This is a genomic window from Agromyces rhizosphaerae, assembly GCF_027925245.1.
GTDB classification, from domain to species: Bacteria; Actinomycetota; Actinomycetes; order Actinomycetales; family Microbacteriaceae; genus Agromyces; species Agromyces rhizosphaerae.
Genome location: NZ_BSDP01000001.1, coordinates 328,129 through 354,104, shown reverse-complemented (window position 1 = coordinate 354,104; position 25,976 = coordinate 328,129). Strand labels below are relative to the sequence as shown.

Here is a 25,976-nt window from a genome sequence, read left to right as displayed (position 1 = left end):
GCCCCGGAAATCCTAGTCGATGGGCGACTGGACGATCGCCGAGTGTCCCGTGCGGAGAGCGACCGCCGACTCAGCCGTTCCCGTCCTGGCGGCTCCGCGCGAGCGATCGCGCGCCGAGCCCGGCGCGCAGCGCGAGCCGGAGCGGCGCGTGGTACCAGCGCGGGTAGACGCGCGAGAGGTACCGGTAGGCGCTGTCGTGGTGGGCGCGGTCCATCCTGCCCGCCACGAGGGAGGTCGATCGGGCGCCGAAGTGCATGACGGTGGCGTCCGGCACGTAGATGCTGTGCCAGCCCGCATCCGCGAGCCGCTGCCCCAGGTCGACGTCCTCGAAGTACATGAAGTAGTCGTGGTCGAACCCGCCGACCTCGTCGTAGGCCGAGCGGCGCAGCAGCAGGCAGGCTCCCGAGAGCCAGTCGGTCTCGCGACGCGCTGCGCCGTGGTCGTCCTCGGCGCGGTACGCCCGCGTCCACGGGTTGCCCGGGGCGATGCGTCCGAGCAGGGCGTGTCCGACCCCGGTGCCCACGCGCGGGAAGCGACGCGCGGAGGGGTAGACGGCGCCGTGCTCGTCGACGATGCGGGGGCCGAAGGCCGCGCCCTCGAGCACGGAGTCGGCCGCGTCCAGCAGGGAGCGGATGGCGCCGTCGGTGAACTCCACGTCGGGGTTGACGACCACGAGGTAGTCCGGGCGCGAGCGGAGCGCCGCGACGCCCGCATCGGCCCCTGCGCCGTACCCGAGGTTCTCGTCCAGGCCGACGAAGGTCGCGCCGGCACGACGTGCGCGCTCCGCGGAGCGGTCGCGGTCGGCCGAGGCGTTGTCGACGACGACGACCTCCGCCGGCACACCGTCGAGCGCGCCGGGGAGCGTGCGGAAGAACCCCTCGAGCGCATCCTCCGAGTGGTACGCGACCGTGACGACCGCGACCACGGGGGCGGCGGCGTCAGCGCTCGACATCGCCCGAGAACTCCGTCTCCGCGTGGACGACGCCGGTGAGCCGCTCGTCGTACGGCACGGTGAACGACGCGGCCTGCGCCACGTCGAACAGGTGCACGCCCGCGGTCGTCATGAGCGAGGCGTGGATGAAGTAGCGCCCGCCCGCGAACGGGCTGTCCTTGACGATGAACTCGACCGTGCGCTCGCCGCGCAGCGTCCCGAGGTCGTCCGAGAGGCGCTCCGAGGTCGTGCCCCAGATCGCCGGCCCGAGGGGGGTCGCCACCTGGATCGCGCAGACCCAGTCGTCGAGGCCGGTCGGATGCTCCATGGTGACCGCGATCCGCAGGTCGTCGCCCGGCGCGACGGGGTCGCCCGGCTCCCGGCCGACGGCGTGCACCACGGTCTCGACGACGCTGCCGGTCGGCACCGGCTCGGCGTCGGACTCGGCCTCCTCGGCGACGCGCGCCTCCTCGAGGAGGTCGCGGAAGCGCTCGACCGCCGTCGTGGTCGCACCGTCGTGGACGACGCGGCCGTGGTCGAGCAGCACGGCGCGGTCGCAGAGCTCGGTCACCTGGTTGAGGTTGTGGGTGACCAGGACGATCGTGCGCCCCTCGGTCTGGAACTGGCGGATCTTGTCGAGGCACTTGCGCTGGAACGCCTCGTCGCCGACCGCGAGCACCTCGTCGACCAGCAGCAGGTCGGGGTCGGTGTGCACGGCGACCGCGAACGCGAGCCGCACGTACATGCCCGACGAGTAGAACTTCACCTGGGTGTCGATGAAGTCGCCGATGCCGGAGAACCGCAGGATGTCGTCGAACCGCTCGGTCGTCTCCTCCTGGCTGAGCCCGAGGATGGCGGCGTTGAGGAAGACGTTCTCGCGCCCCGTGAGGTCGGGGTGGAAGCCCGCGCCGAGCTCGAGCAGCGCTGCGATGCGACCGCGCCGGGCGACCTGGCCGGAGGTGGGGTCGATGATGCCGCCGATCACCTTGAGCAGCGTCGACTTGCCCGAGCCGTTGTGGCCGATGAGGCCGATGGTGGTGCCGGCGCGGAGGTCGATCGAGACGTCGCGCAGGGCCCAGAACTCCTCCCGGTGGCGACGGCCGGCGCGCCCGAAGGTGACGAGGCGCTCCTTGAGGGAGTTGTCCTTGCGGATCACGAATCGCTTGCTCACGTCGGAGACGTGCACGATCGTGGGGCGGTCGCGGGTCGGCGTCAGGTCGGGGTTCGTCACCGTCGGATCAGAGCTCCTGCGCGAAGTTGCCCTGCAGGCGCGCGAACACCCGCTGGAAGACGACGATGAGCACGATGCCGATCGCCGAGGCGATGAGCAGGCGCAGCATCAGCCCGTCGGGGTACGGCACGACCCCGTCGCCGGCGGTCCAGAAGGCCTTCTGGAAGCCCAGCACCGCGAGCGTGACGGGGTTGTTGGTGTAGATGTCGAGCGCGAGCCCCTCGCCGAGCGCGTCGCGCGCCATGCCCCACGAGTAGACGATCGGCGAGGCCCAGAGCAGCACCATGAGCACCACCTCGACGAGGTACTGGAGGTCGCGCAGGTAGACGTTCGTGGCGGCGAGCAGCAGGCCGAGCGCGGTGCCGAGGCTGACCAGCACCAGCAGCGAGGGCAGGAAGTAGACCAGGTCCGGCGTGATCGGCGGGCTCTGCAGCACGAGCGTCGCCGCGATCAGGATCACGAGCTGGATGCCGAAGTTGAACAGGGCCGAGCCCACGCTCGCCAGCGGGAAGATCTCGCGCGGCAGGTAGACCTTCTTGACCAGGCCGGAGTTCGCCACGATCGAGGACGTCCCGCCCGAGACGATCTCGCTCAGCAGGCCGTACGCGGTGAGGCCGGTGAAGACGTAGATCGCGAACTCGGGGATGCCCCGCTCGGCGCCGAGGAACTTGCCGATGACGATGTAGTAGATGAGGAGCTGGGTCAGCGGGCGCACCAGCGTCCACACCACGCCGAGCGCGCTGTCCTTGTACCTGGCCTTCAGGTCGCGTCGGACCAGCAGGCCCAGCAGGTCGCGACGATGCAGGATCTCGCGGAGCGAACGGACCGGGTTCGCGTTGCCGGCGACCTCCACCATGGGTTCGCGCGCGAGGCGTGCGTAGCGTTCCTGCGCGCTCATCTGTCTGTGTCAATCCTCCGGTCGGGCGTCAACAGTATAGATCGGGCGGGCCGCTGCTCCGGTCGCCTCGGGCCCGCCGCGCACGCGAGCGCGCCACGCCGACCGTCCGCTCCTGCGACGGGACGCGGGGACCGGCAACTAGCATGACGACCGGAACGGATTCGGAGGGGGGCCGAGTGCAGTACAGGCGTCCGGCCCTTCGGGTTGCGCTCACGCGCGCGAGGATCGCGCTCGTCGCGGTGCTGTCGCTGGCGCTGGTCGCGTCCGCGGCGGTTCTCGGCGCGACGCGGGCGGATGCCGCCGATGCATCCGACTTCGACGCCGGGTACATCGTGAGCGACGCGGTCTTCTACGACGCCTACTCGATGGACGCGGCCGCCGTGCAGCGGTTCCTCGAGGCACGGGTCCCCACCTGCCGCGCCACGACCGGGCCCGCGTGCCTCAAGGACTACCGCACCGCGACCCCCACGCGCGCTGCCGAGGCGGGGCGCTGCGACCAGTACCTCGGGAAGAGCTCGGAGACCGCCGCGCAGATCATCGTCCGGGTGGGTCGCGTCTGCGGCGTGAGTCCCAAGGCGCTCATCGTCCTGCTCGAGAAGGAGCAGAGCCTGGTCACGGCGACGGCCCCGAGCTCGCGGCAGTATCGCAGCGCGACCGGGTACGGCTGCCCGGACACCGCCGACTGCGACAGCACGTACTACGGCTTCTTCAACCAGGTGTACGCGGCCGCGCTGCAGTTCAAGCGTTACGCGGCCGCGCCGTCGGGCCGCGCGTACGTCGCCGGCCGCGACAACGCGATCCTCTACCACCCGAACACCGCGTGCGGCACGAAGTCGGTCTACATCCGCAACCAGGCGACGGCCGGGCTGTACCTCTACACCCCGTACACGCCGAACCGCGCCGCGCTGGCGAACCTCTACGGCGCCGGCGACTCGTGCTCCAGCTACGGCAACCGGAACTTCTGGCGCATCTTCTCCGACTGGTTCGGCTCGCCGACGGGCGGCGGCTCGCCGCGCGGCGAGCTCACGACCGCCCGCACCGGCTACCACGCCATCAGGGTCGCCGGGTGGGCGACCGACATCGACACCCCCGACCCGATCCGGGTGCACGTCTACGTGGACGGGAAGGGGCGTGCGAGCGTCGCGGCCGACGACGAGGAGCCCGGCTCGACCCGCTCGAGGGGGTTCTCCGTGGTCGTCGGGGACCTCGACCCCGGGGACCATCGCGTCTGCGTGTGGGCCATCGACGTGGGGGTGGGCAAGAACGTGCGCCTCGGCTGCCGCACGCTCACGGTGAAGACCGGGTCGCCGGGCGGCTACGTCGACGAGATCACGGGCGTCCCGGGTGCCATCGAGTTCCGGGGCTGGGCCATCGATCCCGACACGCCGGACCCGATCCGGGTGCACGTCTACGTCGACGGCAAGGGCCGCGCGTCCCTGCTCGCGAACGAGACGAAGCCCGGATTCGACGACGCCAAGCCGGGCTACGGCGACGACCACGCGTTCTCCGGACGGATCGAGGACCTCGGGCCGGGCACGCACCGGGTCTGCTTCTACGCGATCGACGTCGGCCCGGGCTCCACCCGCAAGTTCGCCTGCCGGGACGTTCTCATGCCGTCCGGGTCGCCCGTCGGCGAGATCACCTCCAGCGGCGCGCCGGGCATCGGCGTCATCGAGGTGGAAGGCTGGACCGTCGATCCCGACACGGTCGATCCGATCCGCGTCCACCTCTACGTGGACGGGAAGGGGGCGGCGTCGGTCCTCGCGGACGAGGAGGTCGACGGCTCGCTCCTGCCGTCCGGGTACGGCACGGCGCACGGCTTCAGCGCGACGCTGGAGGGGTACGCGCCGGGCGTGCACCGCGTCTGCGCCTACGGGATCGACGTGGGCGAGGGGCGGAACCGCAAGTTCGGCTGCGTGGACGTGGAGATGCCGACGGGCTCGCCCAAGGGCGTGATCGACGAGATGGCCCCGACCGGTGAGAGCGGCGAGCTGATGGTGCGCGGCTGGGCGCTGGACCCCGACACCGTGGACCCGATCCGGGTGCACCTGTACGTCGACGGAAGCGGTGCCGCATCGATCGAGGCGGGCCTCGAGAAGACGGGGCTGTCGGAGGTCTACCCGGGGATGGGCGACTTCCACGGCTTCCAGACCGTGCTGACCGGGCTGACGCCGGGCGACCACCGCATCTGCGTCTACGCGATCGACAAGGTCGACCCCGGCTCGAACACCCTGCTCGGGTGCCGCACGAAGACGGTTCCCTGACGGTGCCGGCGGCGCCTCGTCAGCGCCCCAGGAGACGTCGGCCGACGCGCAGCAGGAGGCCGTAGGCGCGCTGCGCGGCCCGGTAGTACGGGTAGGAGCGGGCGGAGGTGACCGCCTCGAGCCGTGCGCGCAGCAGCGCGGACTCGCCCCGGACGGCGCCGAGCTCGGCCTGGAGCGCGTTGCGCTCGGTGCCGACCGCCCGGGCATCGGCCAGGAAGGCGTCGCGCTCGGACTCGGCACGCATCAGGTTGGCCTGGAGGCCCGCGGCCCACGCGAGCAGCGCCGAGGGTCGGCCGGTGCCGCGCGCGGCGGCGTCCCGCAGGCCGATCAGCAGCGGGTCGAGCGCCTCGGCCCGTCGCTCGTACGAGTGGCGCTCGCGCACGACCGCTCCCAGCTTCGCGGCGAGCTCCGTGCCCTCGGGTCCGGCGGCGGCGCCCAGCGCCGCGTCCAGCGTCGCCGAGTCGGAGTAGACCGGCACCTCGTCGAGGCCGAGCTCGTCCAGGCCGTCCCTCGCGTTCGTCACCGGCAGCGCGCCGGCGGCGATCGACTCGAACAGGCGGCTGTTGTGGTTGCCGTACCGCTTCGCCGGCGGGATGACGTCGTCCAGCACGACCGAGGAAGCGGCATACGCCGAGGGCAACGCGAAGAAGTCAAGGATGCCGCCGTGCTCCGCGTGCTGCGGGAGTCGCAGGTGCTCGCCGTTCGCCCCGAACCACATGACCGAGCGCGTCTCGGGCAGCCCGTCGATCGCGTCCATGATCTCGCGGTCGGCGCCCCAGAAGTTCACCGTGGTCATTGCCGCGAATCGCGTCTCCGGGGCCTCGTCCGCGGGTGCGAACAGCTCGAGGTCGACCGCGATCGGCACCACCGGCACGTCGCCGCCGGTGCGGGCGCGCAGCGCCTCGGCGGATGCCGTCGACGACGCCCACACCCCGTCGAACACGTCGAGGTACGGAAGCTCCATCCAGCGCTCGGTCCAGTTCCTGACCCAGGCCACGACGCTGGTGTGCTCGTCGACCAGGCCGGGGACGAACGACTCGACCATGGCGATCGCGACGTCGACCCGCGGCATCGGGTCGCACCAGCTGCTCGCCGGCCAGAGCCGTACCCCCCAGCCCAGGCGCTGGAGGTACTTCGCGAGCCCGAGCGCGACGTAGACGTCCCCCTTGCCCTCGTCGAGGTCGTCCGTCGACACGCAGAACGCGATGGTGCCGCGAGGCCCGTCGGCGTGGTCGCCCGCGGCCAGCCGCCGGTAGAGCTCCGACTGCTTCTGGTTGATGGGGAGGTCTGTCGGGGTCACGCGGATGCTTCCTGGGGCGGGGCGGGGCGGGCGAAGTCGGGCATCGTCGCCGGCCTGTCGCCGTGTCGTCAGCACCGATCTTGGCACATGGCCGCCGAACCCCGGCCCGCTCGCCCACAGGCGGCCGGTTGCTAGACTCCGCCTGTGCCCAGCGTCTCCGTCGCCCTCTGCACGCGCGACGGCGCGGCGCACGTCGCCGAACAGCTCGACTCGATCGCCCGGCAGGCCGTCGGCCAGGTCGACTGGGTGGTGTCCGACGACGACTCGCGCGATCGCACGATCGCGATCGTGGCGGAGGTCGCGCGCGGCCTCGAGCACGAGGTCCGCATCCTCCGCAACGACCCGCCGCTCGGCGTCACCGCGAACTTCGAGCAGGCGCTCGCCGCGACGACCGGCGACCTCATCGCGCTGAGCGACCAGGACGACGTGTGGCACCCGGAGAAGCTCGCCCGCATGGTCGCCGAGTTCGACAAGAGGCCGGGCCTGCTGCTGCTCGCGAGCGACGCGCGCCTGGTCGACGGTGCGGGGGAGCCCACCGGCGAGCTGCTGCTCGACACGATCTACCTGGGTGCGGCCGATCGCGCACGCATCCACGACGGCGACACCTGGGTCGTGCAGCTGCGCCGCAACGTGCTGACCGGCGCGACCATGCTGCTCCGCCGCGAGCTGCTCGAGCTCGCACGCCCGTTCCCGTCGTCGTGGGTGCACGACGAGTGGCTCGCGACGATCGCCGCGGCCGTGGGGGAGGTCGACGTGCTCGAGGAGCCGCTGATCGACTACCGCCAGCACGGCGGCAACCAGATCGGTGCCGAGTCCCTCGGCTGGGCGGGGCGGATGCGGCGACTGCGCGAGCCCCGCGACGCGAGGAACGCCCGTCTGCTCGCCCGTGCCGAGGCGCTCGCCGGGCGGCTGCCCGAGGTGCCCGGCATCGCCCCCGAGCGGGTCGCCGAAGCAGCCGACAAGCTCGCGCACGAGCGGGTGCGCTCCGCGTTGCCCGCGGCCCGGTGGCGCCGTGTCGCGCCTGTGGTGCGGGAGTGGCGCACGGGACGGTACGGGCGGTTCGGCCTGGGGGCGCAGGACATCCTGCGCGACCTGGTGCAGCCGGTCGGCTGAGACGTCGACAGGGGAGCGGCCCCCGGGGCACGGCGCCGATTCAGCGGCATCCGATAGAATCATGCGACCCGCGCGACGACGCTCGATCGGGCGCACGAGATCGTGCGTCGGACGGACCCCACGCCCGCGCCGCCCCTGCGGCGCTCGACCGAATCGGAGCCACATGCACACGACTCCCCGGCTGGTCGCATTCGACCTCGACGACACCCTCGCGCCCTCGAAGTCGCCCATGGACCCGCGCATGGCGGACCTGCTGGTCGACCTGCTCGGCGTCGCCGAGGTCTGCATCATCTCGGGCGGCCAGATCGCGCAGTTCACCGCGCAGGTCATCGAGCGGCTGCCGCAGGCGGACGCCGCCACGCTCGAGCGGCTGCACCTCATGCCGACGTGCGGCACGCAGTACTACCGGCACGAGCTCGGCGAGTGGCAGCGCCAGTACGCCGAGGAGCTCACCGACGACGAGCGAGGGCGCGCGCTCGCGGCGGTCGAGGCCGCCGCACGCGCGCTCGGCTACTGGGAGGCCGAGACCTGGGGGCCGATCCTCGAGGACCGCGGCTCGCAGGTGACGTTCTCGGCGCTCGGGCAGGCAGCTCCGGTCCACGCCAAGGCCGAGTGGGACCCGACGAACGAGAAGAAGAACACCCTGCGCGACGCGGTGCAGCTGGAGCTGCCCGACCTCGAGGTGCGCAGCGGCGGCTCGACCTCGGTGGACATCACGCGGCGCGGCATCGACAAGGCGTTCGGCATGCGCAGGCTGGTCGAGGTCTCGGGCATCGGGCTGGGCGAGATGCTCTTCGTCGGCGACCGCCTCGACGAGGACGGCAACGACTACCCGGTGAAGCGACTGGGCGTCTCCTGCATCGCCGTCGAGGGCTGGGAGGACACGCTCGACGTGATCGAGGGCATCCTCGCGCGCGCCGCGGGCGCGGCCGAGTCGGTCGCCTGACCCGCGTCCGTCAGAGCGCGGGCGCGAGCTCGGGCTTCCAGGCGTCGCGCCAGCTCATGTCGCGCGCGGCCTTGACTGCGCAGATCACGATGAGCATCCAGCCCCCCTCGACAAGCGCGTAGCTCTCGGCGAACGAGGTCACGGCGATCACGACCAGCACGAGCGCGGGCCAGACGTAGACGACGGCACGGCGGGCGGATGCGAGCAGCCACGCGCGCACGAGCGCGAGGCCCAGCATGCCCGCGAAGAGCACCGTGCCGATCACCCCGAGCTGGAAGTACACGTCCACGTACGCGCTCAGGCCGCTCGCGTGCGGCCTGCCCGTGGCGAGCGCGATCCAGCTGTACGGCGGGGAGGTCGGCCAGATGCCGGCCCAGCCCCATCCCTGCATCGGGTTCATGTCGAGGTAGCGGCTCATCTCGCGCCAGGTCGCCAGCCGCACGTCGAACTCGCCGCGTGCGTCGAGCAGCTCGATGATGCGCACGCGTGCCGCGAATCCGGCCGCGAGTGCGACGATCCCGCCCGTGACCAGCCCGATCTGCCAGCGCCACCTGGCCCGCGGGTCGGCCCGGCGCAGCCCGTACAGCGCCACCGTGGCGACGAGCAGCACCGTGAGCGAGACGAACGTGGTCGGCGAGCCCGAGAGCAGCACCATCGCCCCCGCGAGCACCATCGAGGCGATCGCGGTCGGGCGCCTGACCGACCGGGTGCGCCACTCGACCACGAAGGTGAGCGCGGCGACGAGCGCCACGAACCCGAGGAGGTTGCGGGTGCCGAAGAGGCCCTGCACCGGGCCGCCCGCGACGAGGTTCCCGTCGATGCCGAGGAAGGGGATCGGGAGGTCGATCAGGACTCCCGACAGCACCTCGAGCGCGAGCGAGGCCCCGAGCAGCACGCGCAGCACGTCGCCGGCCGCGCGCACGACCTGGATCGTGTCGCGCGCGAGCGCGACGTAGAGGCCGAGCAGCCCGAACGCGATGAGGTAGCCGACCCGCACGACGGTGGTCGCGGGGTACTCGCTCCAGAGCACGGATGCCGCGGCCCAGCCGACGAACACGAGCAGCGAGAGCGGGAGCACGCCGTACCAGTCGACCGCCTGCCAGCGTGCGACGAGCGAGACGCCCGCGAGCGCCACGAGCGCGACGACGACGGCGATGAGCCCGGGCCAGCCGATGAGGCTGCGCAGGGCGTGCGTGGCGAACCCCACGCCCAGGATCGCGAGCGTGAGCGCCTGGGCGAACCGGGCCGAGCCGAGGAAGCGTCGCAGTGCCGGCGCGATCGGGTCGGCCATCGGCTACGGCATCGGCTCGCCGGCGAACCGGCGCCGCTTGGTCAGGAAGGCGAGCGCGACCAGCAGCATCCAGCCGCCCTCGATCAGGATGCGGCTCTCGCCGATGGACTGCGCGATGAGCGCCGCCATGAGCAGCAGGGGCATGAACGCGCTCGCGCGGTACCCGGTTCCCGCTCCGAAGTCGACCTCGGGGCGGTCGACGGCGACGAACCAGGACCGGGTCAGCGTGCCGAGCACGAGCACGGCGAACACGGCGAGGCCGACGACGCCGAGCTGCATCCAGACGTCGAGCCAGGCGTCGTGCGCCTGCAGGTACTCCACGCCGTTGCGCACCGCGAGCCCCGCGTAGGGCTCGGTCCACGGGGCCCAGTACCCGGTCCAGCCCCAGCCGAGGACTGGCCGCTCGGCGATGAGCCCCAGCACCGACGCCCAGATGTCGAGTCGCCCGGTCGCATCCTCGCTGCGCCCGAGGAGGCCGAGCAGCGGGGTCCACGCCAGCACGACCGTCAGGACGGCGGCGGCCAGAGATCCCATCGCGGCGAGGTAGACGGGCAGCCGCCCCCGCGACGTGCGGCGCCGGGCCCAGAGCGCGAAGCCGAGCACCACGGCGACGACCACGGCCGCGAGCAGCACCGTCGCCGAGCGCGTCAGCGCGAGCGTGAGCACGGCCACGACGATCCATCCGATCGCGCGGTCGCGGCGGTAGCCCATGGTGCGCGCCTGGATGGTGAAGACGACGAGCCCGAGCAGCGCGATCATGCCGAGCAGGTTCCGGTTGGCGACGATGCCCTCGATGGGGCCGCCCGCGAACAGCAGGTCGCGAGACCAGTAGAACGCGGCGGGCACGTCGGCGCCCCCGTAGTCGACGAAGTTCGGCAGCAGCGGCTCGCCCACGACGACCGCGACCCACAGTTCGAAGACCAGCGACAGCGCGAGGATCCAGGCCAGCGCGGACGCGAGCGCGCGCAGGAACTCGGCCCAGGTGAGGCAGAGCCCCAGGGCGACGCCGGCGACCGCGGTGCCGGCGAGGATCGCGACCATCAGCACGGTGGTCCACGGGTAGGCGGACCATGCGACCGACAGCGCGGCGAGCCCCACGAAGCCCACGGCCGACTTCGACACGTTCCGCCAGTTCCAGGTCGGCCGCACCATGGCGAGCAGCACCACCGCGCCGGCGATCACGGCGCCCGCGACGATGCCGAAGCCCCACCAGCCGAGCAGGTTGCGCCAGAACTGCCCCGCGAACGCGGTGAAGAACGCGAACGCGGCGTACCAGCGGATCGCAGCGCCCAGCCACGGCGGTGAGCCTGCGCGCGCGGAGATGCGGGCGCGCGCGTCGGTCATGTGCTCAAGGGTACCGCCCGCGGGGGCGGCGTCCCGGTCAGACGAACGCGGCGCTGCCGGTGATGGCGCGTCCGACGATGAGTGTGTTCATCTCGCGGGTGCCCTCGTAGGAGTACAGAGCCTCCGCGTCGGCGAAGAAGCGGGCGGCGCCGTGCTCGAGCACGATCCCGTTGCCGCCCATCGCCTCGCGCGCCCAGGCCACGGTCTCGCGCATGCGGGCGGTGGCATACGACTTCGCGAGCGCCGAGTGCTCGTCGCGCTGCTCGCCGCGGTCCAGCATCTCGGACACGCGCACGACCATGCCGAGCGACGCGGTGATGTTGCCCAGGCACTTCACGAGCAGGTCCTGCACGAGCTGGTGCGAGGCGATCGGCTTGCCGAACTGGTCGCGGGTCTTCGCGTACGCCAGCGCGGCCTCGTAGGCGCCGATGGCCACGCCGACGGCGCTCCAGGCGACCTCGGCGCGGGTGAGCCGCAGCACCGATGCGGTGGCCCGGAACGAGTCGGCGCGCTGCAGGCGCAGCCGCTCGGGGACGCGGACGTCCTCGAGCACGATGTCGGCGTTCTGCACGGCGCGGAGGCTGATCTTGCCCTCGATCTTCGACGCGCTGTAGCCGGGGGTGTCGGTCGGCACGATGAAGCCCTTGACCTGCCCGTCGGCGACGTCCTTGGCCCAGATGATGGTGATGTCCGAGAAGGTGGCGTTGCCGATCCAGCGCTTCTCGCCGTTCAGCACCCACTCGTCGCCCTCGCGGCGCGCGGTCGTGCGCAGCCCCCGGGCGGAGTCCGAGCCCGACAGCGGTTCGGTCAGCCCGAACGCGCCGATCAGCTCGCCCGAGGCGAGCTTCGGGATCCACTCCCGCCGCTGCTCCGGGGAGCCCGCCACGGCGAGCGATCCGGTCGCGAGCCCGCTCTGCACGCCGACGAAGGTGCTGATCGAGGCGTCGACGCGGGCGAGTTCGAGCGCGACGAACCCGCGGAAGACCGCGGAGTTCTCGAACGGCGCCGTCTCGTCCCAGGCGAACGACATGGCGCCGGTGCCGGCGAGCGGCTCCACCAGCTGCATCGGGAACTCGGCGCGCTCCCAGTAGTCGTCGATGACCGGGCGCACGTCGGCCTCGAGCCAGGCACGGAGCTCCGCGAGCGCCTCGCGCTCGCGCTCGGAGAGGAGGCTCTCGTAGGCGTAGAAGTCGCTGGCCAGGGGCTCGAAGGTCATGGTCGCTCCAGTGCGTGGTGGTCGGGGCGGCGCGGTGCCGGATCCACGCACGCGTCGAACCGGCGCGTCGACGCCCGAAAGCCTAGGTCGGGCCCTCGGGGGGCCCAAGACGATTGGTAGGTTGATGCAGTCGAAGCGAGCGAGAGGGCGTCCATGTTTGTGGCGATCGGCAACACCCCCCGCGACTACGCGTGGGGTTCCCACACCGCGATCGCCGAACTGCTCGGCACCGAGGCCTCGGGCGGCCCCGAGGCCGAGCTCTGGCTCGGTGCGCACGCCGGTTCGCCCGCGCGCGTGCTGGCGGGGGAGGCGGGGGCCCCAGGGGACCTGCGCGCCTTCATCGCCGCAGCCCCCGAGCGGGCGCTCGGGCCGGACATCGCCCGGCTGGGGGCCCGCCTGCCGTTCCTGCTCAAGGTGCTGGCCGCCGACGCGCCGCTGTCGCTGCAGGCGCACCCCGACCTCGAGCGGGCGCGGCTGGGGTTCGCGCGCGAGGAGGCCGAGGGCGTCGACGTCGACGCGTTCGACCGCAACTACCGGGACGCGTTCCACAAGCCGGAGCTGATCGTGGCGCTGAGCGAGACGTTCGACGCGCTCTGCGGCTTCCGTCCGCTCGAGGAGAGCCTCGAGCTCGTCGACGAGCTGGCCGCGGCCGATGCCGCGAGCCGCGACGCGGCGCCGGGGGCGCTCGCGCTGCTGCGTGCGCGCCTGTCGGAGGACGACGGGCTGCGCGAGACGGTGGAGTGGCTGCTGCGCGACGGGCGAGGGGGAGACACCGGGGAGGCGTCCTGGGTGGTCGAGCGGGTGGTCGCGCTCGCGCCGGCGCTCGCCGCGGACCAGCGCTCGCGCTTCGCGCCCGCGTACGCCACCGTCGTCGACCTCGCCGCGCACTACCCGGGCGACCCCGGCATCGTCATCTCGCTGCTGCTGAACCGCGTCACGCTCCGGCGCGGCGAGGCGCTGTACCTGCCGGCGGGCAACATGCACGCCTACCTGCGGGGGCTCGGCATCGAGCTGATGGCCGAGAGCGACAACGTGCTGCGCGGCGGGCTCACGCCGAAGCACATCGACGTCGGCGAGCTCGTCGACGTGCTCGACTTCTCGCCGCTGCCCGTGCCCTACCTCCACCCGGAGCGCACGGGCCCGGGCGTCGACACGTTCCGTCCCGACGTGCCCGACTTCGTGCTGCACCGTGTGGAGGCGGCGGATGCCCCGGGCACGCCGATCCCGCTGGAGGGGCCCGCGATCGCGCTCTGCGTGAGCGGCGACGCCGCGGTCGCCGGCGCGCACGGGCGCGCGACCCTCGCCCGCGGTGCGAGCGTCTACGTCACGCCCGACGAGGGTCCGCTGACGGTGACGGGCGACGGGCTGGTGTTCGTCGCGTCGGTGGGCGCGGGCTACGCCTGAGGTATCCGCCCGCCGCGCTCACGACGCGACGCGCTGGCTGAACGTGCGCCGGTAGGCGGTCGGCGTGGTCTGCAGCACCTTCACGAAGTGGTGGCGCATGACGGCCGCGGCGCCGAACCCGGTGTCGCGCGCGATCTCCTCGAGCGAGAGGTCGGTGGTCTCGAGCAGCTGCTGCGCGCGCAGCAGCCGCTGGCGGTTCAGCCAGGCGGTGGGTGTGGTGCCGGTCGCGGCGCGGAAGCGCCGGGCGAACGTGCGCGGCGACATGAGGGCGCGCCGGGCGAGCGCGTCCACGGTCAGGTCCTCGTCGAGGTGCTCGAGCATCCAGTCGGTGACCTCGGCGAGGGAGTCCGCGCGCACCTCGGGCACGGGGCGCTGCACGAACTGCGACTGGCCGCCGTCGCGCTGCGGCGGCACCACCATGCGGCGGGCGACGACGTTGGCGGCCTCGGCGCCGAGCTCGGTGCGCACGATGTGCAGCGCGGCGTCGATGCCCGCGGCCGTGCCCGCGCCGGTCACGACCCGCTCGTCCTGCACGAACAGCACGTCGGGGTCGACCTCGGAGCGGGGGAACCGGCGCTGGAGCGCCTCGGTGTACATCCAGTGGGTGGTGCAGCGGCGGCCGTCGAGCACGCCGGCCTGGCCGAGCGTGAATGCGCCGCTGCACACCGAGAGCACCCAGGCGCCCCGGTCGACCGCCTCGCGGATGACGCGGAGCACCTCGGGGTGGGTCGGGGAGTCGACGATCGTGGCCGGCACGGCGACGAGGTCGGCCGTCTCGGCGAACGAGAGGTCCTCCTTCACGACGAGGTCGAACCCGAGCTTCGTGGGCAGCGTGCCCGGCTCGGCGGCCACGACGTGGAAGTCGAAGGTGGGCCCGCCCTGCTCGGTGCGGTCGATGCCGAAGACCTCGCAGATGACGCCGAACTCGAACGGCGCGAGCTGGGGGAGCGCGATGCAGGCGACGGTCTGGAGCATGTGTCTGGGCCCTTCGAGAGCGTGGCAGGAATGTGCCGATGTGTGTCAATCCTGCCACTGGTGGCGTGATATCGCAATGCGTAGATTTTCTGCCATGACCATTCTCCTCATCCTCGTCCTCGCCGCGGTGGCCGCGTGGGGCGTCGTCGAGACGCTCCGGAGGATCGACGGCGACGGCTACGGCCGTCCCGAGATCCGCGATCGCATCCGCCACATCGAGCGTCGTGCCACGCCCCGGATCTGATCCGGCCGGACCGGCGCAGCCGGTCGTCCCGCCCCGTCCCGAACCCGAGCCGGCCCGTCGATAGAGTGTCGTCGGGCCGGCTCGAACCGGTCCGCGAGGAGGGCACGTGAACTGGCTGGTCACCGGCGGCGCCGGGTACATCGGGGCGCACGTCGTGCGCGCGCTCGAGGCGGAGGGGCTCGGCACGGTCGTGCTCGACGACCTCTCCTCCGGACGACGGGCGTTCGTGCCCGAGGGGGTGCCGCTCGTGCATGGCTCGATCCTCGACGGGCCGCTGGTGGACCGCACCCTGCACGAGTACGACATCGCCGGCGTGATCCACGTCGCCGGCTTCAAGTACGCCGGGGTCTCGGTGCAGCAGCCGCTGCACACCTACCGCCAGAACGTCACGGGCACCGCCAACCTGCTCGCCGCGATGCAGGAGCGGGGCGTCGAGCGCATCGTCTTCTCGTCGAGCGCCGCGGTGTACGGCACGCCCGACGTCGACCTCGTCACCGAGGACACGCCGAAGTCGCCCGAATCGCCGTACGGCGAGTCCAAGCTGATCGGCGAGTGGATGCTGCGCGACCAGGGCGTCGCGACGGGCCTCGCCCACACCTCGCTGCGCTACTTCAACGTGGTCGGATCCGGCACGCCCGACGTCTACGACGTGAGCCCGCACAACCTGTTCCCGCTGGTGTTCGACGCGCTCCTGGACGGCCGCACCCCGCGCATCAACGGCGACGACTACCCGACGCCCGACGGCACCTGCGTGCGCGACTACCTCCACGTGGCCGACCTGGCCGCCGCCCACGTGGTGGCGGCGAAGCGCCTTGCCGACGACCTGCCCATCGAGCCGGTCTACAACCTCGGATCGGGTGATGGCGTCTCGGTGGGCGAGATCATGCGCGCGGTCGCCGAGGTCACGGGCATCGATTTCACCCCGGAGATCGCGGCGCGGCGCCCGGGCGACCCGGCGCGCATCGTGGCGTCGGGCGAGCTGGCCGCGCGCGACCTCGACTGGCGCATGCGGTACTCGCTCGCCGAGATGGTCCGGAGCGCCTGGGAGGCGCGTCGCGCGGCCGGGGGAGGCGGTTCCTGAGCCGGATTCGGCGACTCCTCGGCGTGTCGGACGGCCCGCCTAACCCTCGATGACGCCTTGAGGGTTTAACATCCGCGACTTGACGCGCGCGAACTACACGAGTGTAATTACACGTGACGCGGCGACACGCCGAGTCGGTACGAATGGGTGGGAGACGATATGGCTGTTCCTGAGTATCGTTCTGGCGTACCGGACGACTGGTTCATCGACCCCGTGAAGCTCGGGGTGCCGGGGGTTCGCGCACAGACCGACGACAATCCGCTGTCCTGGCAGACCGACGCGTTGTGCGCCCAGACCGATCCCGAGGCGTTCTTCCCCGAGAAGGGCGGCTCGACGCGCGACGCCAAGAAGATCTGCACCACGTGCGAGGTGCGCTCGCAGTGCCTCGAGTACGCGCTCGAGAACGACGAGCGCTTCGGCATCTGGGGCGGGCTATCGGAGCGCGAGCGGCGCAAGCTCCGCCGTCGGGCGGTCTGACGGGGGCGTTCGGCCCCCGATCGGGGCACGCCGCGCGGCTGAGCGGCGCGCGCCGTGCTCCGACCTAGGCTGAGCGCGATGATCCAGAGTGTCGCCGCCGTCCTCGTCGTCCGCGGCGAGGCTCCGCACCTCGGGCCGACGCTCGAGGCGCTGCACGGCCAGCGTCGCGCGATCGACCGACTGGCGGTCGTGGCCTGCAGGCTGCCGGATGCCGCGCTGACGCGGATCGAGCAGGCCGCGCCCGACCACATCGTGACGAGCGCCCAGGAGCTGACCTACGGCGAGGCACTGCGCGCGGGCGTCGACGCGCTTCCCGAGGGGGCGTCCGACGAGCTCCTCTGGCTGCTCGAGGACGGCGACGCACCCGCGCCGGACGCGCTCGACCTCCTCGTCGCCGAGCTCGAGACCGCGCCGTCGGTCGCCGCCGCGGCGCCGAAGCTCGTGCGCTGGGACGAACCCGATCGCATCGCGTCCATGGGCGAGTCCATGACCCGGCTGGGCGCGTCGGTGGACCTCGTCGGGGGCGAGCTCGACCAGGGCCAGCACGACCGGCTGAGCGACGTGCTCGGCGCGTCGGCGCACGCACTGGTCGTGCGGAGATCGGCGTGGCGAGACCTCGACGGGCTCGATCCCGCCCTCCCGGTCGTCGACGGCGGGCTCGACCTCGGTGTGCGCGCCCGGCTCGGCGGCCACCGGGTCGCGGTCGTGCCCGACGCGGCGGTGCGGTTCGCCGGCGCCGGCGATGCGGTCGCGCGGACCCCGGCGGGGACCAGGCGGCGCGCCCACCGGCTGCGCCGCCGTGCGCAGCTGCACCGCCGCTTCGCATACGCCCCGGTGCTCGCGTTGCCCGTGCACTGGCTCGCACTGCTGCCGCTCGCCCTGCTGAGGTCGGCGTGGCACCTGCTGACCAAGGCGCCGGGCTCCATCCCGGGCGAGTGGGCCGCGAGCGCGGGCGCACTGGTCGCGTTCGCCCCCGTCGCGCGCGCGCGACGACGCATCCGGCGGCACCGTTCGGCGAAGTGGGCGGCGATCGCCCCGCTGCGCGTGCCGCCCGACGAGATGCGCCGCCGGCGCGCGCAGGAGCGCGACGCGCGCCGGGTGCGGGCGCGAGGCCAGCGCGAGGAGGTGCAGTTCATCTCGGGCGGCGGGGGCTGGACGCTGCTGGCGGCCGTCGTGGCATCCGTCGTGCTGTTCGCGTTCCTGATCGGCGCCCGCGGCGTGACCGGTGGCGGCCTGCTGCCGCTCGAGCCCGCGGTGGCCGAGCTCTGGCGATCGGCCGGGTACGGCTGGCGCGACCTCGGCACGGGCTTCGTCGGTGCCGCGGACCCCTTCGCCGGGGTGCTGGCCGTGCTCGGCACGGCGACCTGGTGGTCGCCCTCCCTCGTGCTCGTGCTGCTCTGGGTCGCCGCGGTCCCGCTCGCGGCGCTCGGCGCGTGGTTCGCCGCCGCGCGGCTCACCGAGCGGGGCGGCATCCGCGCCGTCGTGGCGCTGGCGTGGGCCGTGGCCCCGCCGCTGCTGGTCGCGCTCGGCGACGGGCGCCCGGGCGCGGTGCTCGCGCACGTGCTGCTGCCGTGGCTCGTCTGGTCGATGATCGCCGCCGCGGGGTCGTGGCCCGCGGCCGCCGCATCCGCCCTGCTGTTCGCCGCGGTCGTCGCGTGCGCGCCCTCGCTGGCGCCCGCCCTCCTGCTCGGCTGGCTGGTCACGGCGGTCGTCACGCGGCATCCGCTCCGGTACCTCGGCGTGCCCGTGCCCGCGGCGGCGCTCGCCGCGCCGCTCGTGATCGACCAGCTGTCGCGCGGCACCCCGCTCGGCCTCGTCGCCGACCCCGGCCTGCCGGTGCCGTCCGGTCCGACCGGCGGCTCGGCGCTCGTGTTCGGGTTCCCCGCCGACGCGTACGCGGCGTGGGCAGAGCCGCTCGCCGCGCTCACGGGCGCCACGATCGAGCCGCGCCTGCTGGTCGCGGCGCTCCTGCTGCCCGTCGGCCTGCTCGCCGCCGCCGCCGTGTTCGTGCGCGGCGCGCGCGCCGGCATCGGCGCACTCGCGCTGGCGCTCACCGGGTTCGTCACCGCAGCGGTGGCGGCGCACGTCTCGGTCGCGACGGTCGGCGAGGCGACCGTGCGGGTGTGGTCGGGCGCCGGCCTCAGCCTCTACTGGCTCGGGCTGCTCGGCGCGGTGCTCGTGACGCTGCGCGCGATCGGCCGCACCTCGGCCGTGCCCGGCGCGCTCGCGGCGCTCGGCACCGCGCTGGCCGTGCTGCCGATCGCGGTGCAGGTCGCGAGCGGCTCGGCCGCCGTGCAGCCGTCGGAGGAGCGCACCGTGCCGGCATTCGTGCAGGCGGCCGCGGTGGAGGACCCGCGAGTGGCGACGCTCCGCCTGGTGCCGCAGCCCGACGGCGGGCTCCGCGCGGTGCTCGAGCACGGCGCGGGGGAGTCCCTCGACGACCAGTCGACGCTCGCCGCCACGCAGGAGCGGCTCGACGCCGGCCAGCGCGAGCTGGCCGAGCTCGCCGGCAACCTCGCCAGCCGCACCGGGCTCGACACGGCGGCCGGGCTCGACCGGTTCGGGATCCGGTTCGTGCTGCTCGCGCCGGTCGACGAGGCGCGGCGGGCCGCGTCGACCGCCGCGCGCGCCGAGGTCGCGCTCGACGCGAACCCCGCACTGGCGCCGGTCGGCGACACCGACTTCGGGCTGCTCTACCGCTACGACGGGGCCGGCCCGGCGGCGGAGGTCCCCGCCGATGCGGGCGGCGCATGGGCCGCGTGGGTGAACGGCGTCCAGCTCGCCGTGGTGATCGGCACGCTCCTGCTCGCGATCCCGATCGGGGCCGGGCGCGAGCGCGGGCGTCGCCGGCCGGTCGCGCCGCCGCTGGTCGACCAGGCGGTGCGCGAGGACGCCTCGGCCGAGCGCGACGCGGCCGAGGCCGACGCGGCGGAGGAGGACGCGCCGGACGAGCCGGGTGCGCCGGACGAGCCGGATGCGCCGGACGAGCCGGATGCGCCCGACGAGCCTGAAGCGCTGGACCCGCCCGACGACGACGACGCGCGCCCGGCGCGCGATCGCGAGGGGGGAGACGCATGACCAGCGCACGCACGATCGCGCTCGTGGGCGCCCGCATCGCCGCCGGGGTGCTCGCGCTCGGCGTGGGCGCCGCCACGATCGGGGTCGCCGCGTTCGCGCCCGTGCCGGAGATCGTCGCCGACCCGCCGTCGGTGCGCGTCGTCCCGGCCGACTCGCGCGAGGTGCGCGCGTGCGCGGGCCCGGTCGTCGCGCTCGCCGAGGACGCCGCCGCCGCGACGACGGCGACTGCCCTGGGATCGCCCGACGTCGTCGCGGGCCCCGTCCCGGCCGACGCCGCCGTCGACGTCGCCGATGCGGTGGCGCCGGACGTCCCGGGCGCCGCGATCGCGTGGTTCTCGACCGAACCCGGCGAGGTCGAGCCGGGCATGCTCGCGGCCGCGTCGTCCCAGGAGACGACCTCCGAGCGCGTCGCCGGGTTCGCCGCGTCGGCGTGCGTCGAGCCCGCGGCGGAGGCCTGGCTCGTCGGCGGCGCGGTGTCGGTCGGACGCACGAGCGTGGTCTCGCTCGTGAACGTCGGCGACGTCGCCGCGACCGTTCGCCTCGACGTCCACTCCGAGCTCGGCCTGCTGGAGACTGCGGCGACGAACCTGGTCGTGGCGCCGGGCACGCAGCGGCTCGTCGCGCTCGCGGGGATCGCCCCGGACGCCCGGTCGCCCGTGGTGCACGTGGTGAGCACCGGCGGCCGCATCGCGGCGACGCTGCAGCAGAGCATCGTGCGCGGGCTCGACCCGGACGGCGTGGAGATCGTCGGGCCGGGCGAGCTGCCGGCGACCGAGCTCGTCATCGCGGGCGTGGCGCGCGGGGTGGAGACGGAGGCGGACCCCGATCATGCCGCCGAGGACGACGTGGCGACGATCGTGCGCCTGCTCGCGCCGGGCGACGACGACGCCGAGGCGGTGGTCGCGTTCCACGACGCCGACGGCGGCACGCTCGCGCAGGCCGGGGTGACGCTGCGCGCAGGGCTCGTCGCCGACGTGCCGGTGCCGGCGGTCGGCGCCGCGCGGGTCGACGTGCGGGTGAGCTCCGACGTGCCGGTCGTGGCCGCCGCGCGATCGACGGCGGGCGACCCCGACGGCGACGGCGGCAGCGACTTCGCGTGGTACCCCGCGGCCCCGGCGCTCGACGAGGCGACGGCCGTCGCGATCGCGCCCGGGCCCTCGCCGCGCCTGGTGCTCGCGAGCGACGGCGACGCCGCCGAGGTGCGGCTCACCGACGGCGCCGGCGCGGAGCGCACCGTGTCCGTGCCCGCGGGCGGGTCGGCATCGGTCGCGGTGTCGGCCGGCGACGTGCTCCGCCTCGACGACGCCCGGGGCGTCCACGCGAGCGTCACCTACGAGGATTCATCGGCGGCGGCGGCCTACGCCGTGCTGCCGCCGGGCGCGCTGGACGCGCCGCTCCGCGTCTACCCGCGCTGACGGGGTCTCGACCGGCGGTCAGAACCCGCGATAGCGGTTCGGCGCGAGGTCCCACGGGTCGGTGTCGAGCAGGTCGGCGACCGCGCGGAACACGCAGCTCTCGATGAGCATGCGCTCGTGCAGCTCGTCGACGTCCTCGGCGTGCGCGAAGCGCACGATCGGCAGCCGGTAGAGCACGATGCGTCGCGTGTCGTGGTGCACCTTCCACCGGTCGACGTGGTCGTCGTGGATCGCCTCGGCGGGCGCCTGCGCCACTTCGAAGCTCACGCCCGCGAGCTCGTCGGGCCAGAGCCCGCGCAGGTACGACGCGGTCGTCGAGACGATCAGCTCGAAGTCGCCCTCGCGCGTGCGCAGCATCGGCAGGTGCGGCCCCGCGACCGACGAGCGCAGCCCGCGGCCGTGGCGGTTGCGCGCCGACCGCCGCGGCGAGGGAGCCGTGGTCCGGCGGCGGGGTCGTGGCATGTCGCAATCCTACTGTCGCCTCCGCGGTCGCTACGCTGGGAGGCGCCATGGACCGCACCTGCTCGCGCATCGCCTGCACCGCCTCGGCGGTCGCGACGCTCACCTACGACTACGCCGACCGGATGGCGGTCCTCGGCCCGCTCGCGGTCGCCGCCGAGCCGCACGGTTACGACCTGTGCGCGCGGCACGCGGAGCGCACGTCGGCGCCGCAGGGCTGGCAGATCGTGCGCCACTCGGTGCTGGGCGACGACCTGGTCGGCGGGCTCGGCGCCACCGGCTGACCCGCGCCGCGCAACGCGGGCGGCGCGGCTGCGAGAATGGGGGGCATGAGCACCCTCCCCGCCACCTCCGCACTGCCGTTCAAGGTCGCCGACCTGTCGCTGGCGACCGCCGGCCGCCACCAGATCCGGCTCGCCGAGAACGAGATGCCCGGGCTCATGGCCCTCCGCGAGGAGTTCGGCCCGTCGCAGCCCCTCGCGGGTGCCCGCATCGCGGGGAGCCTGCACATGACCGTGCAGACCGCGGTGCTCATCGAGACGCTCGTCGCGCTCGGCGCGCGTGTGCGCTGGGCGAGCTGCAACATCTTCTCCACCCAGGACGAGGCTGCCGCGGCCGTGGTCGTCGGGCCGGAGGGCACGGTCGACGCCCCCGCGGGCGTGCCGGTGTTCGCCTGGAAGGGCGAGACGCTGGAGGAGTACTGGTGGTGCACCGACCGCATCTTCGACTGGAGCGCGGAGGCGGCGGCCGACGGCGCCGAGTGGACGGGCCCGAACCTGATCCTCGACGACGGCGGCGACGCCACGCTGCTCGTGCACCACGGTCGCGAGTTCGAGGCGGCCGGCGGCGTGCCCGAGGCGACGGATGCCACGAGCGCCGAGTTCCGCGTCGTGCTCGACACGCTCCGGGCATCGCTCGAGCGCGACGCCTCCCGCTGGACGCGCGTCGCCGGCGACCTGCTCGGCGTCACCGAGGAGACCACGACCGGGGTGCACCGCCTCTACGAGCTGCACGCCGCGGGCGAACTGCTGTTCCCGGCGATCAACGTCAACGACTCGGTGACGAAGTCGAAGTTCGACAACAAGTACGGCATCCGCCACTCGCTGCCCGACGGCCTGAACCGCGCGACCGACGTGCTGATGGGCGGCAAGGTCGCGTTCGTCGCCGGCTACGGCGATGTCGGCAAGGGCGCGGCCGAGGCGCTGCGCGGCCAGGGCGCCCGGGTGATCGTGAGCGAGATCGACCCGATCAACGCGCTGCAGGCGGCCATGGACGGGTTCGAGGTCAAGCGCCTCGAGTCGGTGATCGGCGAGATCGACATCCTCGTCACGGGCACGGGCAACAAGGACGTCGTGCGGGTCGAGCACCTCCTCGGGCTGAAGCACCTCGCCGTGGTCGCGAACGTCGGTCACTTCGACAACGAGATCGACATGGCGGCGCTCGAGTCGCTGCCCGGCGCCGAGCGCGTCGAGATCAAGCCGCAGGTGCACGAGTGGCGCCTGCCGAGCGGGCGGAGCGTGCTCGTGCTCTCCGAGGGGCGCCTGATGAACCTCGGCAACGCCACGGGGCATCCGTCGTTCGTCATGAGCAACTCGTTCACCAACCAGGTGCTCGCGCAGCTCGAGCTCTACACGCGCACCGACGCGTACCCGACCGGGGTCTACGTGCTCCCGAAGCACCTCGACGAGAAGGTCGCCAGGCTGCACCTCGACGCGCTCGGCGTCGAGCTCACCGAGCTCACGCCCGACCAGGCCGCCTATATCGGCGTGCCGGTCGAGGGGCCCTACAAGGTGGACCACTACCGCTACTGAGCGAGGCCGTCGCGCTCAGCGCTCGGGGAACCCGGCCGGACGGGCGCCGAGCACGGGCTCCAGCGCGCGCATGCGCTCCGACTCGAGCGCGAGCGCGGTCGCGTCGCGGTGGCGGCGCACGGCCACGATGCCCGCGAGCAGGGCTTCGGGCGCGACGTCGGGCACCGGGGACACGTACGGCGTCGCGTCGCGCGCGAGCGTGCCCGCGAGCCGGGCGCGGCTGTCGGGCACCAGGTGGGGCGCCTCGGCGAGGAACTGGGCGATGCGCCTCGCGAGCGGCGCGGGCAGCCGCGCCACGTCGGCCGTGGCGGCCCAGTCGGCGAGCTCCATCGGGAGCCCCGTCACGACCCGGGGCACGTGCGGCACCCGCTCGGCCTGCGCGTGCGTGCCGGCGAGGATGTCGCCGAGCCGCTTGCCGTGCGGATTGAGGAACCCGACCGCGAGGGCCAGGCCGCCGAAGGTCAGGTAGATCTCGAGCACGCCGACCAGCGCGCGCACGAACGCGTGCCGCGCCTGGATCGCCCCGCCGTCGTCGCGCACCACGCGCGCGCCGATGGCGAGCTTGCCGAGCGAGCGGCCCGAGCTCGCGGTCTCGACGACCGTCGGTACGATCACGAGGAACGTCACCAGGATCGCGACGCCGACCGCCTGCCCGAGCGCGGAGTCGAGCTGGAGCGCGGCGACGTTCACGGCCGCCAGGAGCACGAGCGCGACGGCGAGCAGCGTCGCGAGCACGTCGATCGCGGCACCGGCCGCGCGCAGGAAGACGCTCGCGGTGCGGACGTCGAGCCGGACGGCCTCGCCCACGAGGAACGCGTCGCCCGGGGCATCCGTCTCGGGCTGCGCGGCCATGGGTAGTATTCAAGCAGATGGACCTCGACGCCCTCGCCGCCGCCCGCCGATCCGAGTGGGAGCGGCTGGACGTGCTCGCGCGGCAGCGCCGCCTCGACGGCGCCGAGGCCGACGAGCTGATCGCCGGGTACCAGGCCGGCGCGACCGACCTCTCGGCGCTCCAGACGACCGCGGGGTCGACCGCGATCGGCGACCGCCTGTCGGTGTCGCTCTCACGAGCCCGCATCCGCTTCACCGGCGCGGGCACCAACCTCCTCGCGCGCGTGCCCGAGTTCGCCGTCGTGCAGCTGCCCGCAGCGCTGTACCGCGTGCGCTGGCTGACCCTCGCGGTGGCGGTCGCCACCCTCGGCGTCGCGGGGCTCGTCGCGGGCTGGGCGCTCGCCGACCCGCGCGCGCTCGCCTCGCTCGGCAGCGACGAGCAGTTCGAGCAGCTGGCCCGCGAGGACTTCGTCGACTACTACTCCGAGAACCCCGCGGCGTCGTTCACGGGCCTGGTCTGGACGAACAACGCCTGGATCGCCGCGCAGTGCATCGCGTTCGGCATCAGCGGCGTGTTCGTGCCGTACGTGATCCTCCAGAACGCCCAGAACCTGGGCATCACGGGCGCGGTCATGTTCGCGTACGGGGAGGGGGACACCTTCTTCGCCTACATCGCGCCGCACGGGCTGCTCGAGCTCACCGCCGTGTTCGTCGCGGCCGCGGCAGGCTTGCGCATCTTCTGGTCGTGGGTGGCGCCGGGGCGACGCACGCGCGGCCAGGCGCTCGCCGAGGACGGCAGGGCGCTGTTCTCGATCGCGCTGGGGCTCGTAGTCGTGCTGCTCGTCTCGGGCGTCATCGAGGGGTTCGTCACGCCCGCGCCGTGGCCGTGGCCGATCAAGGTCGGCATCGGCGTGCTCGCGCTCGGCGCGTTCCTCGCCTACATGCTCGTGCTCGGCGGCCGCGCGGTGCGCGCCGGGCAGACCGGCGACCTCGACGAGTCCGAGGCGGGCGCGCGGACCATCGTCGCCGGCTGAGCGACGCGTCGTCGCGAGTGCGAGGGCGAGCGGATGCCGCGTGGCGGCGTCAGCCCTGGTTCGCGCGGTCCGGGTGCACCGCGACGAACACGGACACCGCCTCGCCGTCGGGTGCGCTGGGCCGCGCCGCGAACTCCTGCAGCAGGTCGTTCATGCGCCGCTGGAACTCGTCGACCTCGGCGGGCGCGAGGCGCAGCCCCAGCCGGGCGAGGTCCAGGTCGTCGTCGTCGAGGCCGGCGATCTCCTCGAGGAACGCCTCGACGAGCACGCGCGAGCCGCCGGGCAGCGGCTGCCGCCAGCTGAGCCGGGTCGCGAGGTACGGCACCTCGCGCGCCGGGCGCTCGTCGTCGTCGGCCCGCCGCAGGAACCCGGTCGCGACCAGTGTGCGCACGTGGTGCAGGCAGGTGCCGGGGTTCAGCCCGAGGCGCTCGGCGATCTCGCGGTTGGTGTGCGGCTCGTGCAGGCAGATGCGCAGGATGCGCAGGCGCAGGGGGGACGCGAGCGCCTTGGCGCGGGCGTGCGCGAGCGCCTCGTCGTCGGGACCGGCCGGGTCGGCCGGGGGTGCCGCGGCACGGGCGTCGGCCTCGGCGGCATCCGCTGATTGACTTTTCCCAATCACAGACCTCAGGATAG

At 73.6% G+C, this 25,976-nt stretch carries 23 protein-coding genes; 12 read left to right on the top strand and 11 right to left on the bottom strand.

Annotated elements, in window-relative coordinates; genetic code table 11:
- Positions 1-70: 70 nt before the first annotated feature.
- Genes QMG39_RS01665 through QMG39_RS01655 form a run of 3 tightly spaced genes read right to left on the bottom strand, consistent with a single transcriptional unit; the run spans position 71 to position 3,060 of the window.
- Positions 71-952 (bottom strand): glycosyltransferase, encoded by an 882-nt coding sequence (locus tag QMG39_RS01665; protein WP_281882088.1) that lies wholly within the window; start codon positions 950-952, stop codon positions 71-73.
- Entirely contained in the window at positions 939-2,162 is a 1,224-nt protein-coding gene (locus QMG39_RS01660; protein WP_281882087.1) for an ABC transporter ATP-binding protein, read from the bottom strand. The genes QMG39_RS01665 and QMG39_RS01660 overlap by 14 nt, the downstream gene beginning before the upstream one ends.
- A gap of 7 nt (positions 2,163-2,169) precedes the next feature.
- Entirely contained in the window at positions 2,170-3,060 is an 891-nt protein-coding gene (locus QMG39_RS01655; protein ID WP_281882086.1) for an ABC transporter permease, read from the bottom strand.
- Positions 3,061-3,236: 176 nt separating this feature from the next.
- On the opposite strand from QMG39_RS01655, the gene QMG39_RS01650 reads away from it, so the two are divergent.
- Positions 3,237-5,324 carry a hypothetical protein gene (locus tag QMG39_RS01650; RefSeq protein WP_281882085.1) on the top strand — a complete coding sequence of 696 codons (2,088 nt, stop codon included), beginning with the start codon at positions 3,237-3,239 and terminating at the stop codon, positions 5,322-5,324.
- A gap of 19 nt (positions 5,325-5,343) precedes the next feature.
- Here the strand turns inward: QMG39_RS01650 and QMG39_RS01645 are convergent, their stop codons facing one another.
- The gene (locus QMG39_RS01645) at positions 5,344-6,624 is read right to left on the bottom strand and encodes a glycosyltransferase family protein (protein ID WP_281882084.1); all 1,281 of its coding nucleotides are present in this window, start codon (positions 6,622-6,624) and stop codon (positions 5,344-5,346) included.
- A gap of 144 nt (positions 6,625-6,768) precedes the next feature.
- Between QMG39_RS01645 and QMG39_RS01640 the strand changes: the two genes are divergently transcribed.
- Positions 6,769-7,737, top strand: a complete 969-nt coding sequence (locus QMG39_RS01640; protein WP_281882083.1) for a glycosyltransferase — start codon at positions 6,769-6,771, stop codon at positions 7,735-7,737.
- A 163-nt stretch (positions 7,738-7,900) separates the two neighbouring features.
- On the top strand, positions 7,901-8,683 hold the full coding sequence (locus QMG39_RS01635) for an HAD-IIB family hydrolase (RefSeq protein ID WP_281882082.1): 783 nt from the start codon (positions 7,901-7,903) through the stop codon (positions 8,681-8,683).
- 10 nt (positions 8,684-8,693) lie between these two features.
- On the opposite strand, the gene QMG39_RS01630 is transcribed toward QMG39_RS01635, so the two are convergent.
- The 3 genes from QMG39_RS01630 to QMG39_RS01620 are packed head-to-tail and all read right to left on the bottom strand — an operon-like array spanning position 8,694 to position 12,534.
- Positions 8,694-9,974, bottom strand: a complete 1,281-nt coding sequence (locus QMG39_RS01630) for an O-antigen ligase family protein (protein ID WP_281882081.1) — start codon at positions 9,972-9,974, stop codon at positions 8,694-8,696.
- Positions 9,975-9,977: 3 nt separating this feature from the next.
- A complete protein-coding gene (locus tag QMG39_RS01625; RefSeq protein WP_281882080.1) occupies positions 9,978-11,318 on the bottom strand; it encodes an O-antigen ligase family protein in 1,341 nt (446 codons plus the stop codon).
- 37 nt (positions 11,319-11,355) lie between these two features.
- Positions 11,356-12,534 carry an acyl-CoA dehydrogenase family protein gene (locus QMG39_RS01620; RefSeq protein ID WP_281882079.1) on the bottom strand — a complete coding sequence of 393 codons (1,179 nt, stop codon included), beginning with the start codon at positions 12,532-12,534 and terminating at the stop codon, positions 11,356-11,358.
- 153 nt (positions 12,535-12,687) lie between these two features.
- On the opposite strand from QMG39_RS01620, the gene manA reads away from it, so the two are divergent.
- Positions 12,688-13,938 carry a mannose-6-phosphate isomerase, class I gene (gene manA / locus QMG39_RS01615; RefSeq protein WP_281882078.1) on the top strand — a complete coding sequence of 417 codons (1,251 nt, stop codon included), beginning with the start codon at positions 12,688-12,690 and terminating at the stop codon, positions 13,936-13,938.
- Between the two features lie 18 nt (positions 13,939-13,956).
- On the opposite strand, the gene QMG39_RS01610 is transcribed toward manA, so the two are convergent.
- Positions 13,957-14,913: a GlxA family transcriptional regulator gene (locus QMG39_RS01610; protein WP_281882077.1), complete on the bottom strand. Its 957-nt coding sequence runs from the start codon at positions 14,911-14,913 to the stop codon at positions 13,957-13,959.
- 94 nt (positions 14,914-15,007) lie between these two features.
- Here QMG39_RS01610 and QMG39_RS01605 point away from each other — a divergent pair, with 94 nt between their 5' ends.
- The 5 genes from QMG39_RS01605 to QMG39_RS01585 all read left to right on the top strand — a co-directional run bounded on the left by QMG39_RS01605 (position 15,008) and on the right by QMG39_RS01585 (position 21,208).
- A complete protein-coding gene (locus QMG39_RS01605) occupies positions 15,008-15,157 on the top strand; it encodes a hypothetical protein (RefSeq protein ID WP_281882076.1) in 150 nt (49 codons plus the stop codon).
- 106 nt (positions 15,158-15,263) lie between these two features.
- Entirely contained in the window at positions 15,264-16,238 is a 975-nt protein-coding gene (gene galE, locus QMG39_RS01600; RefSeq protein ID WP_281882075.1) for a UDP-glucose 4-epimerase GalE, read from the top strand.
- A gap of 159 nt (positions 16,239-16,397) precedes the next feature.
- Complete coding sequence (locus QMG39_RS01595) at positions 16,398-16,715, top strand: WhiB family transcriptional regulator (RefSeq protein ID WP_281882074.1); 318 nt, start codon at positions 16,398-16,400, stop codon at positions 16,713-16,715.
- Positions 16,716-16,793: 78 nt separating this feature from the next.
- The gene (locus QMG39_RS01590) at positions 16,794-19,793 is read left to right on the top strand and encodes a glycosyltransferase (protein ID WP_281882073.1); all 3,000 of its coding nucleotides are present in this window, start codon (positions 16,794-16,796) and stop codon (positions 19,791-19,793) included.
- Positions 19,790-21,208, top strand: coding sequence for a DUF5719 family protein (locus tag QMG39_RS01585; RefSeq protein WP_281882072.1), 1,419 nt, complete (start codon positions 19,790-19,792; stop codon positions 21,206-21,208). Before QMG39_RS01590 ends, QMG39_RS01585 begins: the two co-directional genes overlap by 4 nt.
- Positions 21,209-21,226: 18 nt before the next feature.
- Here QMG39_RS01585 and QMG39_RS01580 read toward each other — a convergent pair whose 3' ends face one another.
- Entirely contained in the window at positions 21,227-21,670 is a 444-nt protein-coding gene (locus tag QMG39_RS01580) for a metallopeptidase family protein (protein WP_281882071.1), read from the bottom strand.
- A gap of 47 nt (positions 21,671-21,717) precedes the next feature.
- Here QMG39_RS01580 and QMG39_RS01575 point away from each other — a divergent pair, with 47 nt between their 5' ends.
- A complete protein-coding gene (locus QMG39_RS01575) occupies positions 21,718-21,951 on the top strand; it encodes a DUF3499 family protein (protein WP_281882070.1) in 234 nt (77 codons plus the stop codon).
- A 45-nt stretch (positions 21,952-21,996) separates the two neighbouring features.
- On the top strand, positions 21,997-23,478 hold the full coding sequence (ahcY, locus tag QMG39_RS01570; protein ID WP_281882069.1) for an adenosylhomocysteinase: 1,482 nt from the start codon (positions 21,997-21,999) through the stop codon (positions 23,476-23,478).
- Positions 23,479-23,493: 15 nt separating this feature from the next.
- Here ahcY and QMG39_RS01565 read toward each other — a convergent pair whose 3' ends face one another.
- On the bottom strand, positions 23,494-24,330 hold the full coding sequence (locus tag QMG39_RS01565) for an RDD family protein (RefSeq protein WP_281882068.1): 837 nt from the start codon (positions 24,328-24,330) through the stop codon (positions 23,494-23,496).
- Positions 24,331-24,347: 17 nt separating this feature from the next.
- Between QMG39_RS01565 and QMG39_RS01560 the strand changes: the two genes are divergently transcribed.
- Positions 24,348-25,343, top strand: coding sequence for a stage II sporulation protein M (locus tag QMG39_RS01560; RefSeq protein ID WP_281882067.1), 996 nt, complete (start codon positions 24,348-24,350; stop codon positions 25,341-25,343).
- Positions 25,344-25,392: 49 nt separating this feature from the next.
- On the opposite strand, the gene QMG39_RS01555 is transcribed toward QMG39_RS01560, so the two are convergent.
- On the bottom strand, positions 25,393-25,962 hold the full coding sequence (locus QMG39_RS01555; protein ID WP_281882065.1) for an ArsR/SmtB family transcription factor: 570 nt from the start codon (positions 25,960-25,962) through the stop codon (positions 25,393-25,395).
- Positions 25,963-25,976: the final 14 nt, after the last annotated feature.